General features: G+C 54.3%; 14 protein-coding genes. 12 read left to right on the top strand and 2 right to left on the bottom strand.

The window, feature by feature from the left end:
* Nucleotides 1-145: 145 nt before the first annotated feature.
* Both murQ and RB297_RS26390 read right to left on the bottom strand, forming a co-directional pair.
* Nucleotides 146-1,057 carry an N-acetylmuramic acid 6-phosphate etherase gene (gene murQ / locus RB297_RS26395; protein ID WP_213580936.1) on the bottom strand — a complete coding sequence of 304 codons (912 nt, stop codon included), beginning with the start codon at nucleotides 1,055-1,057 and terminating at the stop codon, nucleotides 146-148.
* 55 nt (nucleotides 1,058-1,112) lie between these two features.
* Complete coding sequence (locus RB297_RS26390; RefSeq protein ID WP_277747093.1) at nucleotides 1,113-2,069, bottom strand: BadF/BadG/BcrA/BcrD ATPase family protein; 957 nt, start codon at nucleotides 2,067-2,069, stop codon at nucleotides 1,113-1,115.
* A 225-nt stretch (nucleotides 2,070-2,294) separates the two neighbouring features.
* On the opposite strand from RB297_RS26390, the gene RB297_RS26385 reads away from it, so the two are divergent.
* From RB297_RS26385 to RB297_RS26330, 12 genes are all read left to right on the top strand, one after another.
* Nucleotides 2,295-3,131 carry a MurR/RpiR family transcriptional regulator gene (locus RB297_RS26385; protein ID WP_036663781.1) on the top strand — a complete coding sequence of 279 codons (837 nt, stop codon included), beginning with the start codon at nucleotides 2,295-2,297 and terminating at the stop codon, nucleotides 3,129-3,131.
* A 45-nt stretch (nucleotides 3,132-3,176) separates the two neighbouring features.
* Nucleotides 3,177-4,571 carry an ABC transporter substrate-binding protein gene (locus RB297_RS26380; protein WP_009590111.1) on the top strand — a complete coding sequence of 465 codons (1,395 nt, stop codon included), beginning with the start codon at nucleotides 3,177-3,179 and terminating at the stop codon, nucleotides 4,569-4,571.
* A gap of 130 nt (nucleotides 4,572-4,701) precedes the next feature.
* A complete protein-coding gene (locus RB297_RS26375) occupies nucleotides 4,702-5,619 on the top strand; it encodes a carbohydrate ABC transporter permease (RefSeq protein WP_009590108.1) in 918 nt (305 codons plus the stop codon).
* A gap of 31 nt (nucleotides 5,620-5,650) precedes the next feature.
* Complete coding sequence (locus tag RB297_RS26370) at nucleotides 5,651-6,484, top strand: carbohydrate ABC transporter permease (RefSeq protein WP_009590118.1); 834 nt, start codon at nucleotides 5,651-5,653, stop codon at nucleotides 6,482-6,484.
* Between the two features lie 14 nt (nucleotides 6,485-6,498).
* Nucleotides 6,499-7,605, top strand: a complete 1,107-nt coding sequence (locus tag RB297_RS26365; RefSeq protein ID WP_375121811.1) for an ABC transporter ATP-binding protein — start codon at nucleotides 6,499-6,501, stop codon at nucleotides 7,603-7,605.
* A 26-nt stretch (nucleotides 7,606-7,631) separates the two neighbouring features.
* Nucleotides 7,632-8,327, top strand: a complete 696-nt coding sequence (locus RB297_RS26360; RefSeq protein WP_375121810.1) for a hypothetical protein — start codon at nucleotides 7,632-7,634, stop codon at nucleotides 8,325-8,327.
* The gene (locus RB297_RS26355; RefSeq protein ID WP_375121809.1) at nucleotides 8,324-9,502 is read left to right on the top strand and encodes a DUF1343 domain-containing protein; all 1,179 of its coding nucleotides are present in this window, start codon (nucleotides 8,324-8,326) and stop codon (nucleotides 9,500-9,502) included. Before RB297_RS26360 ends, RB297_RS26355 begins: the two co-directional genes overlap by 4 nt.
* A gap of 3 nt (nucleotides 9,503-9,505) precedes the next feature.
* The gene (locus tag RB297_RS26350) at nucleotides 9,506-10,696 is read left to right on the top strand and encodes an anhydro-N-acetylmuramic acid kinase (protein WP_375121808.1); all 1,191 of its coding nucleotides are present in this window, start codon (nucleotides 9,506-9,508) and stop codon (nucleotides 10,694-10,696) included.
* Nucleotides 10,697-10,826: 130 nt separating this feature from the next.
* Nucleotides 10,827-12,296 (top strand): FAD-linked oxidase C-terminal domain-containing protein, encoded by a 1,470-nt coding sequence (locus tag RB297_RS26345; RefSeq protein WP_375121807.1) that lies wholly within the window; start codon nucleotides 10,827-10,829, stop codon nucleotides 12,294-12,296.
* Between the two features lie 16 nt (nucleotides 12,297-12,312).
* Entirely contained in the window at nucleotides 12,313-13,710 is a 1,398-nt protein-coding gene (locus RB297_RS26340; RefSeq protein WP_375121806.1) for a (Fe-S)-binding protein, read from the top strand.
* A 322-nt stretch (nucleotides 13,711-14,032) separates the two neighbouring features.
* Nucleotides 14,033-14,599 (top strand): class I SAM-dependent methyltransferase, encoded by a 567-nt coding sequence (locus RB297_RS26335; protein ID WP_375121805.1) that lies wholly within the window; start codon nucleotides 14,033-14,035, stop codon nucleotides 14,597-14,599.
* A gap of 155 nt (nucleotides 14,600-14,754) precedes the next feature.
* Entirely contained in the window at nucleotides 14,755-15,390 is a 636-nt protein-coding gene (locus tag RB297_RS26330; RefSeq protein ID WP_375121804.1) for a hypothetical protein, read from the top strand.
* The last annotated feature ends 26 nt before the right edge of the window (nucleotides 15,391-15,416 follow it).

The following is a 15,416-nucleotide window of genomic DNA, read 5'->3' as shown; positions in this document are numbered from 1 at the left end:
ATCAATAAGATGACGTCTATCCGTACATAAAGGTCCAAGGCTGGCAAACAAATAAACGGGATATCCTCCAGATCGACCGGACCTGGGATATCCCGTTTAACATTTCACGACGGGTGCCTTAGTTCGCACATAAGCACACGTTATGTTATTTCGTTGTTTTCATATCGATCGCGCTGCGCACAAACCCGCTGGTACCGTCAAGAAGCTTGGAGGCTTCCGCGGCACTGACGTTGGCAAGCAGCATTACGATCGCGGTTTTGACATGGGCGCCGGCTTCATGGTATGCCTTCTCCACGGCCTCCTCCGATGCTCCCGTTGCCAGGGTAATGATGCGCTTGGCGCGATGGACCAGCTTATTGTTCGACGGGTTGAGGTCAACCATCAGGTTTTTGTACACCTTGCCGATCCGAATCATGGCGGTGGTCGTCAGCATGTTCAGAATCAGCTTCTGAGAGGTGCCGGCCTTCATGCGCGTGGAGCCCATGATGACCTCGGGACCCACGACGGCCTCGATCACGAATTCGGCATACTGATGCATCGGCGATTCGTAATTGTTGCACAAACCGATAACAACGGCCCCTCTTTCCTTGGCGCGTCTCATGGCGCCAAGGACATACGGCGTGCGTCCGCTTGCAGCGATGCCAAGAACGACGTCCTTCTCGTTGATACCGTTTTCATTGATATCCTGCTCGCCGAGCTCTTCGCTATCCTCAGCGCCTTCGATGGCCTCTTTGACGGCCCTGAAGCCGCCGGCAATCAACCCCTGCACCATGGACGGGTCCGTTCCATAGGTAGGCGGGCACTCGGATGCGTCCAGAATCCCGATGCGACCGCTGGTCCCCGCACCGATGTAAAACAATCTGCCGCCCTTCTGGAAAGCATCGACAACGTGATCGGCCGCCCTGGCAATCAGAGGAATGAGTTCGCGAATCGCATCGGTGATCAGGCTATCTTCATTGTTGATGAGGATCATGATTTGTTCCGAGCTCAACTGATCAATGTTCTGGGTATTTTCGTGAGGCTGTTCGGTTGTCAATTGACTTAGAATATTCGTCATGAGACAGGTCTCCTTTTTTGCCTTGGAATATGGACGGGCACTGATGATGTGGAAGCTACAGCAAGTCAGAGACGCCGTCAGTAAATAGCTTGCAGGCCAACAGGGCCCCGCCCTGCGCGGGCGTTCGCTCACGGTTTCCTTCAGGGAAACGGAGCAGGGGGTAACGTGTAAGCATAAGGCTGGTGTACGTCTCCCGGAACCATCGTGAATGCTTGAAAATCGAGCCGATTCCCACAAGCTCGCTCTCGGCGAATTCGGCGTTCTGTCGAATGAGCGCGCAAGTGGTATCGGCCAGCTCTTCGGCCTGCTGCCTGATAATGCGTAGTGCCGTTTCATCGCCGGCGTCGGCTGCCTCGATGCAGCAGCGGGCGAAAGAGGCGATATCCTGTTTCGTTATAGCGGGCTGGTAAATGTAAGATTTGAGGTCGGTAATATGCCGGATCGGGTAGGCTGCAACGATCAGGCTGCTCATGAGGGTGGGGGGCGTTATGCCTTCATGGCTCTTGATCACGGATTTCAGAGTCTGAAGTCCGATCTGATAACCGCTGCCTTCATCTCCGAGAAGATGTCCCCAACCACCGACGCGGTAGATGTCTCCCGATTGGGTGATGCCGTAGGTATTGGAGCCTGTTCCTGAGATTGCGAGTATTCCATGCTGACGCCCCAGTACCGCCATCAATGAAATTTCGGCTTCCGAACGCATGTAAATACGCAGCGAGAGCTGCCGCTGCCGGAAGTAGGAACGCAGGTGAGATTGTACACGCTGCCGTTCCTCTACCGAACTTATACCTGACATACCAAGGCATATTGATGTTAATAAAAACGACTTATTAAAAAGAGGGGCCATGAGCTCATCCAACACGGTTCGGAGTTCCTCCATCGCTTTATCGAATGTTACAATGTAAGGATTGGTGGAACCTCCGGTAAAACGGGACAACACTTCTCCAGCGCTATTGATAGCGGTTGCTTCGGTCTTTGTACCGCCGCCATCGACACCGATAAAAATTTCCATATTGAACCACTTCGCTTTCTATATCCAGTATAGGAGAAAAACCAGGTGTTGTAAAATAAAATTTTAAATCATGAATTATGTATTGAAATATAATTTCATACAATTTATAATAAACTCAATCCACTGATAGTGAAAGCGATACCAGTCATGCTTTCATTCAAGATGTGTAAAGTAATATTACATAGTAGTGACCATCAGAGGATGATTTGAAAAGGGGGGCAAGAAATGAACGGCGGATTGGTTCGATTGCGCGAGGTGTATGATTCATTAAATCCGTCCGAGCGCAAGGTTGCAGCCTTCATTTTGCAGGAGCCGGCAGAGATGATACAAATGTCGGTGGCGGATCTTGCTGTCCGAAGCGGCTCCAGTCAGGCAGCCATTGTGCGCCTGTGCAAAACGATGGGATTCAAAGGCTATCAGGATCTGAAGCTGAAGGTAGCCGGAGACTTGCAGGAGCCATTAGCCACCGGATATCAGGATATCCGGCCCAATGACAGCATTTCTGCAATTATACAGAACGTCTCGAACAATAACATTCAATCGATTCGGGATACGATGAAGATTATGGAGGAAGGGATGGTGGAAGAGGCCGTTCTGGCCCTCGATCAGTCGAAGCGCATTTTCATGTTTGGGGTAGGGGCTTCCAATCTGATCGGGATGGATGCCCAGCAGAAATTTTTGCGGATCAATAAGGTATGCATATCTTTTCCGGACCCTCATGTTCAGCTCACCTCGGCGGTGCTGCTGACTCCGGAAGATGCGGCCGTATGCATTTCCTATTCCGGTGAAACGGACGAGGTGATCCGCGCAGCAGCCATTGCCAAGGAGAAGGGGTGCAAGACGATAGGCATTACCAAATACGGAGATTCTACCTTGAGCCGATCGGTCGACATCCCTTTGTACACCTCCTCGACGGAGAACGAGATTCGCAGTGGCGCGATGTCCTCTCGTATTACGCAGCTTAATCTTATCGATATTTTATATCTTGGCGTCGCCAGCCGGAATTACGAGAATTCAGTGAAATACCTGGATGAAAGCCGGCGAGCGATCAAGCGTTTGTAGTTCATAGCGAAACCACAAATATATAAATGATAAGGGGAGTAGTACATGAAGAAAAAAGGTTGGCTTACATTGTTGGCTTCTTTGATGCTCGTGTTTACCGCGGCTTGCGGCGGTTCCGGCGGAGCGAAGGCACCGGAAGGCGGAAGCGGAACGGCTTCGGAAGGAAACGGCGAAGCTGCGCCGAAGCAGGACACGGTTGTTGTCTGGACTTATCCGGTACATGGTAAATACGAAGATGAATTGAAAGAGCATGTGGCGGATTTGAAGGAGAAATATCCGCATATTACCGTACAAACCGAAGTGCTCTCCTGGGCTGAAGGCCCGAAGAAGTTCGACGTCGCCTTGAATGCCGGCAACCCGCCTGACCTATACTTCCACGCGGTGGATGGAGCTTATGTGGATACGGGCCTGGCACTGGAACTGACCCCTTATATTACGGATGAAATCAAGAACGACTACCTGCCGGGAACGCTTGAGCTGGGTCAAATCCAGGGCAAGCAGTATGGTCTCCCGCTGTACCAATCCCTCTGGGCTTGGGGCGGCAACAAGAAGATTCTCGAAGAAGCAGGCATCGACTGGAAGGCTATTCAAGAGAACGGCTGGACTTGGACCGAGTTCAAGGCTGCTGCCGAGAAGCTGACCAAGAAACTTCCGAACGGCAATACGCAGTATGCGCTGGTGACGGACGGTACATCCCTGGACTTCATGGAAATGCTGACACGCAGCAACGGCATGCCTGACGTTCTGAACGACAAGGGAGAGTTCCAATGGAATGACGAGCGGATCCTGGATACGATGACGTTCGTGTCCGATCTGATGAAAGCCGGACATCTGCCTGCCGAGACTGCCGCGATTACGCCGGCGAAACGGATGGACCTGTTCTATGCCGAGGAAGCCGCGATCGTGTCCAAGGCGATCCCTTACTATGACGTGATGCTGCAGAACCGCGCGAAGGATATTGACAGCGGTACGGTCCAAGGCGCGAAAATCGACTTCGTCCTGCTGCCGGTTCCGCATAATGACGGGGCTGAGCGCAAGACCTCCATGTTTGGCGAAGGCTACGTAGCGTTCAAACAGAAGAAGGATAAAGGCGAAGAGCATGCAAAGAACACGTTCCTGATCATGGAAGGACTGAGCGGCGCGAAAGCCGGTAATTCCGCGAATGAACTGGTGCTGCCTTTCGTTCGTAAATCCCAAGCGGAGTTTTATGAAGGCAAAGGGCTCGGTACGGAATCTACCATTAAAGCAGCAGAAATTTTCGCGAACTTCAAGGAAATTCCGGTGACTTTGAATCTCGATGCGGATGCTTCGGGCAACCAGAAGAAATTCAAGGAGCAAGTGGTGAAGCCGAACATTCAAGCGCTGTTCTCTGGCGAGAAGACGCCGGAGCAGATCGCACAAGACTTCAAGGACAAAGGCAAACAAATTTTAGGACAGTAATTGAAGTTATAAGGGGGTGTCCCGTTGTCCTTAGCAGGAACGATCGGGGCACTCCCTTTTTAAACCAATCGCTCCAGACTCTATAAGGCTTCATGAAAATACTTCACCTGTGCGCAAAGGAGGAAATCACATGCAGACTGCCCCGGCGCAAGCCCGGCCATCACGTCCCCCCATGAAGGGGTACATACGAGAATATGGATGGGCGTATTTATTCATTCTGGCTCCCGTACTGTTGTTTTTGATATTCACGCTCTACCCTGTCGCCTCCGCTTTTCTGATGAGCTTTCAGGAATACAGCGTGATGGGCTCCGAATGGATTGGAGCAGACAACTACACACGGATGGTACAGGATGAAGTGTTCTGGAAATCCATGAGGAATACGGTCATCTTCACGATCGGTACCGTTCCGGTCAACATTGTCATCACGTATGCATTATCCTTTTTTATTTTTCAGATGAAAAATAAATGGCAGACCTTCTTCAAGGCTACGATGTATTTGCCGGCCGTTGCCTCCGGCGTCACCATATCGGTGGTATGGCTCGCGATCTACGATCCGACCCAAGCCGGGTTGCTGAACCGTTTCATCGGTTTGTTCGGATTCGATCCGGTCATATGGCTCGGCAAATCGAACACGGCGCTCTTTTCGCTCATTCTGATGAACTGGCTCGGTTCGCATGGCGCGGGCATTATTCTCTATTTGGCCGCCATGGGCGGGATTCCGAAATCGCTCTATGAAGCCGCGGACATCGACCATGCCAGCGGTTGGTCCAAATTCTGGCGCATTACGTGGCCGCTGATGAAACCGACCACCCTGTATCTGCTGGTGACGGGCGTCATTACGTCTTTCCAGGTGTTTATCTCGGTGTACCTGATGACGCAGGGCGGACCGAACTTCGCGACGACAACCATCGCCTATCTGATTTACAGCACGGCGTTCAATTTCTACGAATTCGGACTTGCGGCGGCGCAATCTTTTGTCCTGGCTGCCTTGATTATTGTCATTTCCATCATTCAATTCAAATACTTCTCGTCCGACGTGGAGTACTAAGGCCTATTTTTGAAGCTAAGGGGGTGCACCTATGAAATCAAGATCAAAAGTGATCATGCTGATTGTGGCCTCGGTCATTCTGGTGGTATGGAGCGTTCTGACGATCATTCCGATGTACTGGATGCTGATCGGCTCTGTGCAGGACACCAAGTCAGCGGCATCGTTTATCCCGAAAATGATACCGGAGGTATTCTCCGTAGCCCCGTACGAGCGTTTTTTTGGCAAAACCGACGTCATGAGGTGGCTCTTTAACTCCTTATTGATCTCATCCATCCTGACGGTGACCAACGTATTCCTGGCTTCGCTCGCAGGGTATGCTTTTGCGAAGCTGAAGTTTCCGGGGAACAAAGCGGTATTCTGGATTTTGCTCAGCACGATGATGATCCCGGCGCAGGTGACGCTGATTCCGCTTTACATTTTGATGATCGACGTATTTGATCTCGGGAATACATACACGGCGATTCTTCTTCCCGGAATCGTAAGCGTGGGCAACATTTTCTTGATGAAGCAGTACATGTCATCGCTGCCTACCTCTTTGATCCATGCGGCGCGCATCGACGCTTGCGGCGAATTCGGCATCTTCTGGAAGGTCATTCTTCCGATGGCGAAGCCGGGTCTTGCGGTGCTTGCGATATTCACGTTCGTTGCATCATGGAATGATTTCTTCTGGCCCTTCCTCGTGACCAACTCGACGGAAATGAGGACGATTCAGGTCGGTCTTGCTTCCTTCGTCTATGCGGACACGACCGATTTCGGCGCACTTATGGCTGGAGCAACCGTCGCGGCACTGCCGATGATGATCCTGTTCTTCTCGCTTCAGCGCTATTTCCTGCAAGGCATCACCATTGGAGCCGTTAAAGGCTAGAAGGAGGCAAAGTTATGGCACGCGTAGAATTCCGAAATATACGAAAAGAATTTGTAGACGACAACAAAGGGACGTTTACCGCTGTAGCGGGGTCGGACTTTGTGATCAATGATAAAGAGTTCGTGGTATTCGTCGGTCCGTCCGGCTGCGGCAAAACCACCTCGCTGCGCATGATTGCGGGGCTTGAACGTCAAACGTCCGGCGACATCATCATCGGGGACCGGGTGGTCAACAATCTGCATCCGAAAGACCGCGACATTGCCATGGTGTTCCAGGATTATGCGCTGTATCCGCATATGACGATCCGCGAGAACCTCTCCTTCGGTTTGAAGAACCTGAAGAAGCCCAAGGCTTACATCGAGCAAAAGGTATCGCAGGCAGCCTCCATTCTCGGCCTGGAGTCGATGATCGACCGGAAGCCGCGCGAGCTGTCCGGCGGACAGCGTCAGCGTGTTGCGGTAGGGCGGGCGATCGTGCGCGACCCGCAGGTATTCCTGTTTGACGAGCCGCTGTCGAACCTGGATGCGAAGCTTCGCGTGCAAATGCGGGTAGAGCTGTCCGAGCTGCACAAGCGCCTGGAAGCTACCATCGTATACGTCACGCATGATCAGGTTGAAGCGATGACGCTCGGTGAGCGGATCGTTGTAATGAATAACGGCATTATCCAGCAGATCGCCTCACCGACCGAGCTGTATGCGAATCCGCAGAATATGTTCGTAGCCGGCTTTATCGGATCCCCGCCGATGAACTTCATCGACGTGCAGAAGGAAGGAAATGTTCTCCGGATGGAAGGCGGGACATTCACCATTCCGGATTCGATGGCCGGTGCCCTAAGCAAATACGACAACGGGCATCTTATTCTGGGGATTCGTCCCGAGCATATCACCGGCGAGGATCTGCCGGGCACGACCAATCTGAATTACAAGTATTCCACGAAGGTCCAGGTCGTTGAACATCTCGGCTCGGAGAATCTGGCGTACTTCCGCGTAGGCAACCGGACCGTGACCGCGAAGGTTCATCCGGAAACGACGGGTTATCCGGGCATGGACAAAACCTTCATTTTCAATTTCGATAAAGTGCATTTCTTCGATCCGGAGACGGAGCAGCGTATCGATTGGTAAACAACGACGAAGAGGAGAGGAAAGCTATGCGCAAGCTGAATGATGTGTTAAAGAAGACCGGGGTTGAGATTTACCGTGAGATTACGGCGGTGGCCTTGTACAGCATGATTACCTCGCTGGTGCTCGTGACGGTGGTCATGTTCGTTCCGCTGTGGGCAGCGCTGGTGCTGCTGCCGGTTCTGTATATGCCGCTCTTCTATGGTGTTTGTTATGCCTATCACCGCAAGACGGTGCGGGGCAAGTCCAGGCTGAAGGACGTGTTTCAGGGTGCGCTGAAAGGGCTTGGCCCCGCCGTTGTGATGGGTTTCTTCTTCGTCGTGATGACATTGATCCTATGGTCCACCTGGTGGTATTACGGGGGAAAAGAAGGGATCGGCTATCTTGCGATCGGCGTGTTCCAAACCTATTTTGTCATCATGGCGCTCATCTCCCAATTCTACACCTTTCAGCTTGTCATTCAGGAAGGGATGGGGATCTTCAAGGCCATGGCGCACAGCGTCAAGCTGTTCTTGAAGTTTCCGGCCTATACGCTGGGCGCGTGCTTCCAAGCCTTCTGCGTCGCCATTCCGCTGCTCGTCACGGTTGTTGGCTTTGGATTCTTATTTAACGGCATGTGGGCCATATACCAGCATAAGGTTACGTATAATGTACTGAATCCGGAAGAGGCCAAGCCGGCGGAAGACGGTGTGGTAGCCTCCGAAGCGAGAGGTGTGAGCATATGATAAAAGTCAATGTGCGAAGCGGCATTGATGTGCTGCCGGGCATCAAGCACGAGAAAATCACGGGTCGTCGCCTTGGCGTCATTACGAATCCGACGGGGCTCACGTCGGATTTTCGTTCATCTATCGAGGTGGTTGCAGGCTTGCCAGAGTCGGAACTGACGGCTTTGTTCGCCTGTGAGCACGGGCTGCGCGGCCAGCTGCAGGCAGGCAAGCACGTGGATGACGAAGTGGATCCGGTATTCGGCGTGCCGGTGTACAGTCTGTACGGTTCGCGGCGCAAGCCGGATGCTGACATGCTGAAGAACGTAGACACGGTCATCTTCGACATTCAAGATCTTGGCGTGCGCTTTTATACGTATATGACGACGCTGCTGTATGTTATGGAGGCATGCGCCGAACATGGCAAGAGCCTGCTTGTCCTGGATCGACCGAATCCGCTGGGCGGCGAGCGCTGCGAAGGAGGTTTCCTTAAGCCGGGATATGAATCCATGGTGGGCGGATGGCACATTCCGATTAACACCGGGATGACCATCGGCGAATTTGCGCGCATGGCCAATGACATGCGGGGAACCGGCTGCGATCTGGATGTCATTAGGCTGGAAGGCTGGACGCGCGGCATGGAATATACCGACACGGGCTTGCCGTGGGTGCTGCCTTCGCCGAACATTCCCACGATGGATACGGTGCGGCTGTACAGCGGGACCTGTTTCTTCGAAGGGACCAATCTTTCGGAAGGTCGGGGGACGACCCGGCCGTTTGAATGGATCGGCGCTCCATGGGTCAACGGGGAGGAGCTGGCCCAGGCGTTCAACGCATACGGACTGCCCGGCGTCCATGCCCATTCCATGTACATGACCCCTACCTTCTCGAAGCATCAGGGCGAAGGCTGCGGCGGGGTCATGCTGTTTGTGACCCGTCCGGCAGAAGTAGAGGCTGTGCGCACAGGGCTTGTGCTCCTGCATCTTGTCAGCCGGATGTACCCGGATCAGTTCCAGTGGCTTAGCCCGCCGGAAGGACGAAGCCGGTACTTCATTGATTTGCTGACGGGAAGCGAGGATGTCCGCTGGCACATCCACGAAGAAGCCGGACTCCAGCGTCTGGTTGCGGAGTGGGGCAAGGACGCGGAGCAGTGGAGAACGATGCGGGCTCCGTATCTGCTGTACGGGGAGGCGTAAAATATGATGTTCTCGCCATGGAAGGAGGGCAGGCCGGCCATTGTGGTCGGCCTGATGTCCGGTACTTCGCTGGACGGCATCGATGCGGCCATCGTCCGCATACAGGGAAGCGGCTTCGGGGCATCGGTTGAGCTGCTGCATTACTATAGCAAGCCTTACGAACCGGAGCTCCGTCAGCGGCTGCGCGATTTGTGCAGTGAGGAGAATTCGAATAGCGCTGCTGTCTGCAGCATGAATGCATACTTGGGGTATCAGTTTGGAGCCGCAGTCCTGGAAGCGGTTGCCGATGCCGGCATGCGCATAGATGAGGTGGATTTGGTAAGCTCCCATGGACAAACGATTTGGCATCAGCCCGTACCGGAGCAAGGGGATCCGTATTCCGTCGCTTCGACTTTGCAGATCGGCGATATTTCCGTTATCGCCAAGCGCACCGGCAAACTTACGGTAGGAGACTTCCGGCCCGCTGATATGGCGGTTGGGGGCCAAGGAGCACCGTTTGCGCCTTACGGAGACTTGATCCTGTTTCGGCATCCGGAGCGGGGGAGGCTGCTGCAGAACATCGGCGGGATCGGCAATTGTACGGCGCTGCCCGCAGGGGCGGATCCTTCGGATGTGCTGGCCTTTGATACCGGACCCGGCAATATGATCATGGATGCGGTGGCCCATATGCTGACCGAAGGGCGATTACCCTATGATGAAGGCGGCACATGGGCTGCCCGGGGGAACCCGGATCAAGTCTTATTAAGGGAGATGATGGCGCATCCCTATTTTCAAGCAGAGCCGCCGAAATCAACGGGCAGGGAATTGTTTGGCCACAATTACGCGGTTTCGTTTCTGGAGCAAGCCAGGCTCAGGAGCCTCTCGGATGAGGATACGATGGCCACGGCGACGGCGTTTACCGCACATTCCATTGCCGATAGCTATGTGAACTATGTGTTTCCTCACCACAGAATGGATGAGGTGATCGTAACCGGTGGAGGGGCTCATAACAAGACGCTGATCTCGATGTTAGGGGAGCTGTTGCCGAAGCAGAAGGTCATGACCTCCAAGGCGCTGGGCTTCGATGACGATGCCAAGGAAGCCGTGATTTTTGCGCTGCTGGGCAATGATTTCATGCTCGGCGTTCCTAACAATTTGCCAGCGGCAACCGGTGCTCGCAGGCCGACCGTTATGGGAAAGCTGGCGCTGCCATAGACCATTCATTAAAGCCAGCAAACGGAAGCGCCAAGCGATGGCGTAGGGGTAGTGCTAGGCAGCGATTGGGTGGTAAGCATTGTGATTATCTTTAGTAGTCAAACCCGCATAGGGGAGGGGGAAAAACAACATGCTGGAAACTGTCATTCGCGAGCAGCTGGCCGCCGTGGTTGGCGGGAAGTGGTTCAAGGATGATCCGGAAAGTCTCGTCTCATACAGTTATGATGCTACGCCGCTGTATCAAGCGATGCCGGACGGAGTTATCTTTCCTGGAAGCACGCAGGAGGTCTCCGACATCGTCAAAATTTGCTCGAAGCACCGGATACCCGTTATTACGCGGGGAGCGGGCAGCAATCTGTGCGGCGGCACCATTCCGCTTCAGGGCGGCCTGATCGTGGTCATGACCCGTATGAACAAGCTGCTGGAGATCGATGCGGATAATCTAACCGCAACCTTCCAGACGGGTCTGAATACAAAGCAGTTTCATCTGGCGGTCGAGCGGACGGGGCTGTTCTATCCTCCGGATCCGAGCAGCATGATCATCTGCACGATGGGCGGCAATATTGCCTTGGGAGCCGGCGGGCTGCGCGGATTGAAGTATGGAACGACCAAGGATTACGTACTCGGCCTGGAGGCCGTATTGCCGGACGGCAGTATCCTGCGCACGGGCGGCAAGCTGGTGAAGGATGCTGCCGGGTATGATTTGACCCGGTTATTGGTGGGATCGGGCGGAACGTTAGCCATACTGACGGAAGCCACGGTGAAGCTAATTCCGAAGCCTTCATACAGAAAGGCCATGGTCGCCGTATATGATGACCTTCAAGCGGCGGCTCGAACGGTATCCAACATTATAGCCAATCATATATTCCCGTGCACCTTGGAGTTCATGGATCAGCCGACTCTTCAGGTGGTTGAGGATTTTGCCAAAATCGGGCTCCCGGTTCACGCCAAAGCGATGCTGGCGATCGAGCAGGACGGCAGCGTGGAGGATGTGGAGCGGGATCTGAAGAAACTGGAGGAGATATGTCTTGCTTCCGGCGCGGTGCAGCTGAATATCGCCAAGACCCCGGAAGAAGGGGCGAAGGTGATGGAGGCGAGACGGAGCGCGCTCGCTGCACTGTCCCGTCTGCGGCCGACCACGATCTTGGAGGACGCAACGGTTCCGCGTTCGAAGATTGCGGACATGGTGCTTGAAGTTCAGCGCATCGCCGAGAAATACGATGTGCAGATCTGCACGTTTGGCCATGCCGGGGACGGCAATCTGCATCCGACCGCGATGACGGATGCCCGCGACCCGGAAGAAATTCATCGCGTGGAAGAGGCATTCGCCGAAATCTTTGAGGCGGCAATTGCCATGGGCGGCACGATTACCGGCGAGCATGGCGTCGGTATCGTGAAGGCGCCTTACCTGGAATGGAAGGTGGGAGAAGCCGGCATCCGGATGATGAAATCCATCAAGGATGCAATCGACCCGCACCAGATCATGAATCCGGGCAAGCTGTTTGCGGAAACCCGAAAGCGCATCGTATTCCAGGAGCGGACGGAGCAAGCAGGGCGGGACTCAGCTTCGGATCAGGATCGGAAGATCGAAACATCGTGAGAGGAGGCGATCGCGCATGAATTCAACCCATGAGAAGCTTGCACAATCGCTGAAGCTGACGCTGGACGAGGATCAATTGACGAACTGTATGCGCTGCGGGTTCTGTCAGACCGCATGTCCGACATTCATCGAAACCGGGCTCGAGGCTGCCTCCCCACGCGGGCGGATCGCCCTCATGAAAGCGGTTGTCGATGGTTTGATGGAACCGGATGAGAGCTTTCGGAGCCAAATGGATCTCTGTCTGGGGTGCAGGGCATGCGAGCCGGCATGTCCGTCCGACGTGAAATACGGCCAATTGATCGAGCAGACCCGGGCGGCCATTGCGGCGGAGAAGCCTTATTCGCTGCCGGTACGAGTCGTCCGCAAGACGTTCCTGCAAGGGATTTTCCCGCATCGCGGAAGACTGAAGCTGATCGGCAAGACGCTATCGTTCTATCAGAAATCCGGGCTGCAGAAGTTTGCGCGCAGCTCCGGGGCCATGAAGCTGTTTCCCGACCATCTTCAGCAGCTGGAAAAGGCGCTGCCTGACGTAACGGGCGATGGTCTGGAAGAACTGTGGAGCAAGGCCGGCTTGCCCTACCGCCGCGAGACGACAGGGAGCGGTTCCAAGCTTATGGTGATCCCCGCGTCCGGGGCCAGGGTTGGCCGGGTCGGCATGTTCCGGGGCTGCATTATGGATGTCATGTTTGCTTCTACGAACGTGAACACCGTGCGGCTGCTGCGCCAGGCCGGGTTCGAGATTGTCATTCCGGAGGAGCAGGTATGCTGCGGTGCGCTGCATGCCCATGCCGGTGAAATGGACGATGCCAAACAGCTGGCCGGCCAGAATATATGGGCTTTTGGGGAAGCAAACGTAGATTACATTGCAAGCAATGCGGGGGGCTGCGGCGCCCTGCTGAAGGAATACGATCATCTGATGCATGCCGAACAGGATGAGCGGCTTCAGCAAGCGGCCGTTCGTTTCGCAGAACAGGTAAAGGACATCTCGGAGCTGCTGAGCAGTCCGGGACGGCCGCTTACGCCGATTCAAGCGGAAAGCGCGAATAAGACCGTTAAGGTCACCTACCAGGATTCTTGCCATCTGCGCAATGTCATGCGGGTGCAAGGAGCGCCTCGCCAGCTGATGCAGCAGCTTCCGGGCGTAGACATGTGCGAGCTTCAGGGAGCAGAGGTTTGCTGCGGTTCCGCGGGCATTTACAATCTGACCCAGACGGAAATGTCGACGACGCTGCTCGATCATAAGATGGAGCATGTGGAGGCAACAGGGGCCGAGGTCATCGTGACCTCGAATCCGGGCTGCCTGCTGCAGATGAAGTGGGGCATCGAGCGTGCCGGGAAACAACGCGGCATCGAGGCCGTTCATCTTGCCGATTTTCTGGCAGGGCAGGTATGGATTGAGGATAAGGGCGAGTAACGAATCGGGGCATTTCCATGGTCAACATGATCAGGGAAATGCCCTTTTCTGGTTCAACTCCTTATTATGGCCGCAGTTCCTATTCCAATCCAACGATCTCTTGCATGGTTCTTTCGTACAGTTCGCGTAGAATCAAGAGGCTGTCTAAGGCATGCCAAGCGGAAGGGGATCGGCCGTAATCGTTATAGACCAACGAACCGGTTTACATCGTTCCCAATCAACGGTATGGTAGACCCACAGGGAGAATTCCTTTTCACATTTGATGCAAATACATATTGCAACATGCCATGAAATGCGATTCATCAAGGAGGAGAGCGATAACATGAAAGAGAGTTTTGATCCGTCACTCATCGAGCGATTGGAAAGTCCGGAAAGGAAAAAAGAGCTGCCGGCTTCTTCGCTGCTTAAGATGCTTCAGGTGAATGGCGAGGTGGATGTGCTGGATATCGGGGCGGGCACCGGCTATTTTTCCATACCGGCAGCCTCATTAACGACAGGCACCGTTTACGCGCTGGATACCGAGCCAGCCATGCTCGACATGATGCGCGGGCGTGCACAGGAACAAGGAATCACGAATGTGAAGGTGATGGAAGGCGTGTTGGAACAGCTTCCTTTACAGGATGAAACCGTGGATCGAGTCATCGCGTCCTTGATCCTTCACATCACCGACCAGCTGGAGGAGTCGATCTCCCAAATCGCAAGAGTGTTACGGCCAGGCGGGCGCTGCTTGTGTCTGGAATGGCAGGAAGACCCGTCCGAGAAGCGGGTTCCGAGGCCGAACCGGGTTGACCCGCAGGTGCTGCAGGCTATGTTGGAGCAAGCAGGGCTGCAGGTTGACGGAATCCGGTATCCCACGGATCGTCACTACCTGATCATCGCCAGCAAGTAGTTCATGACGTTGGCAGCTTCTTGCGGGGGTGCTTCCTTAGATCGGCAGCCGAAATGCGCCGTTATCCCTCCCTCATTTTTGGAGTGGATCGGCGCATTTATGGATAGAACTGGAACATTTTAGAGGGAAGGGCCGTCTAAGGATTGAGGTGACCCATGATGAGAAAATCCAAGGTTATGATCATGCTTAGCTGTTTGCTCTTGCTCGTCAGCCTGTTTACGATACAACCATCCGACGTCTTTGCTTGCTCATGTGCCGGACCGCCTGAGGTTGCGGAAAGCTTGGAACGGAGCGCAGCGATATTCGCAGGCAAGGTGACTCAGATCGCGGGCCCGGCGCAGAAGCTGGTCATGTCCTCGGCAGATCCGGTTCACATTACGTTAGAGGTAACGGAGATATGGAAAGGCGAGCTGAACCCCGTAACGGAGCTTACCACGGCCATGTCATCGGCAAGCTGCGGTTATGACCAATTTACCGTAGGCAGCGAATATCTGGTGTTCGCGTCCGCGGACTCGGGACGGCTGACAACGGGGCTTTGTGACGGAACGAAGCCGCTCACCGCCGCCGGCAAGGAGCTATCCGAGCTAGGGGCCGGATATCCTCCGAAAGCTGCGCCTCCACCGGGCGAAACGGGGTCTGATACGCTTGCTGAGGGAATGCTTCCAAGTGAAGGTGAGGCTGCAGATCAGACATTTATGCAGAGGCCTTTCCTGTGGGGGGCTGCCGTCGTGCTGCTGGCAGCTGGACTATGGCTCTATTTTTGGAGGAAGAAAAAAAGAAATGTAAAGTGAATGTAAAATTTTTGAAAGTCTATTGG

Source organism: Paenibacillus sp. CR_12 (assembly GCF_041953985.1).
Taxonomy (GTDB): Bacteria; Bacillota; Bacilli; order Paenibacillales; family Paenibacillaceae; genus Paenibacillus_AQ; species Paenibacillus_AQ lautus_A.
This window is presented reverse-complemented; position numbering and strand designations above follow the sequence as displayed.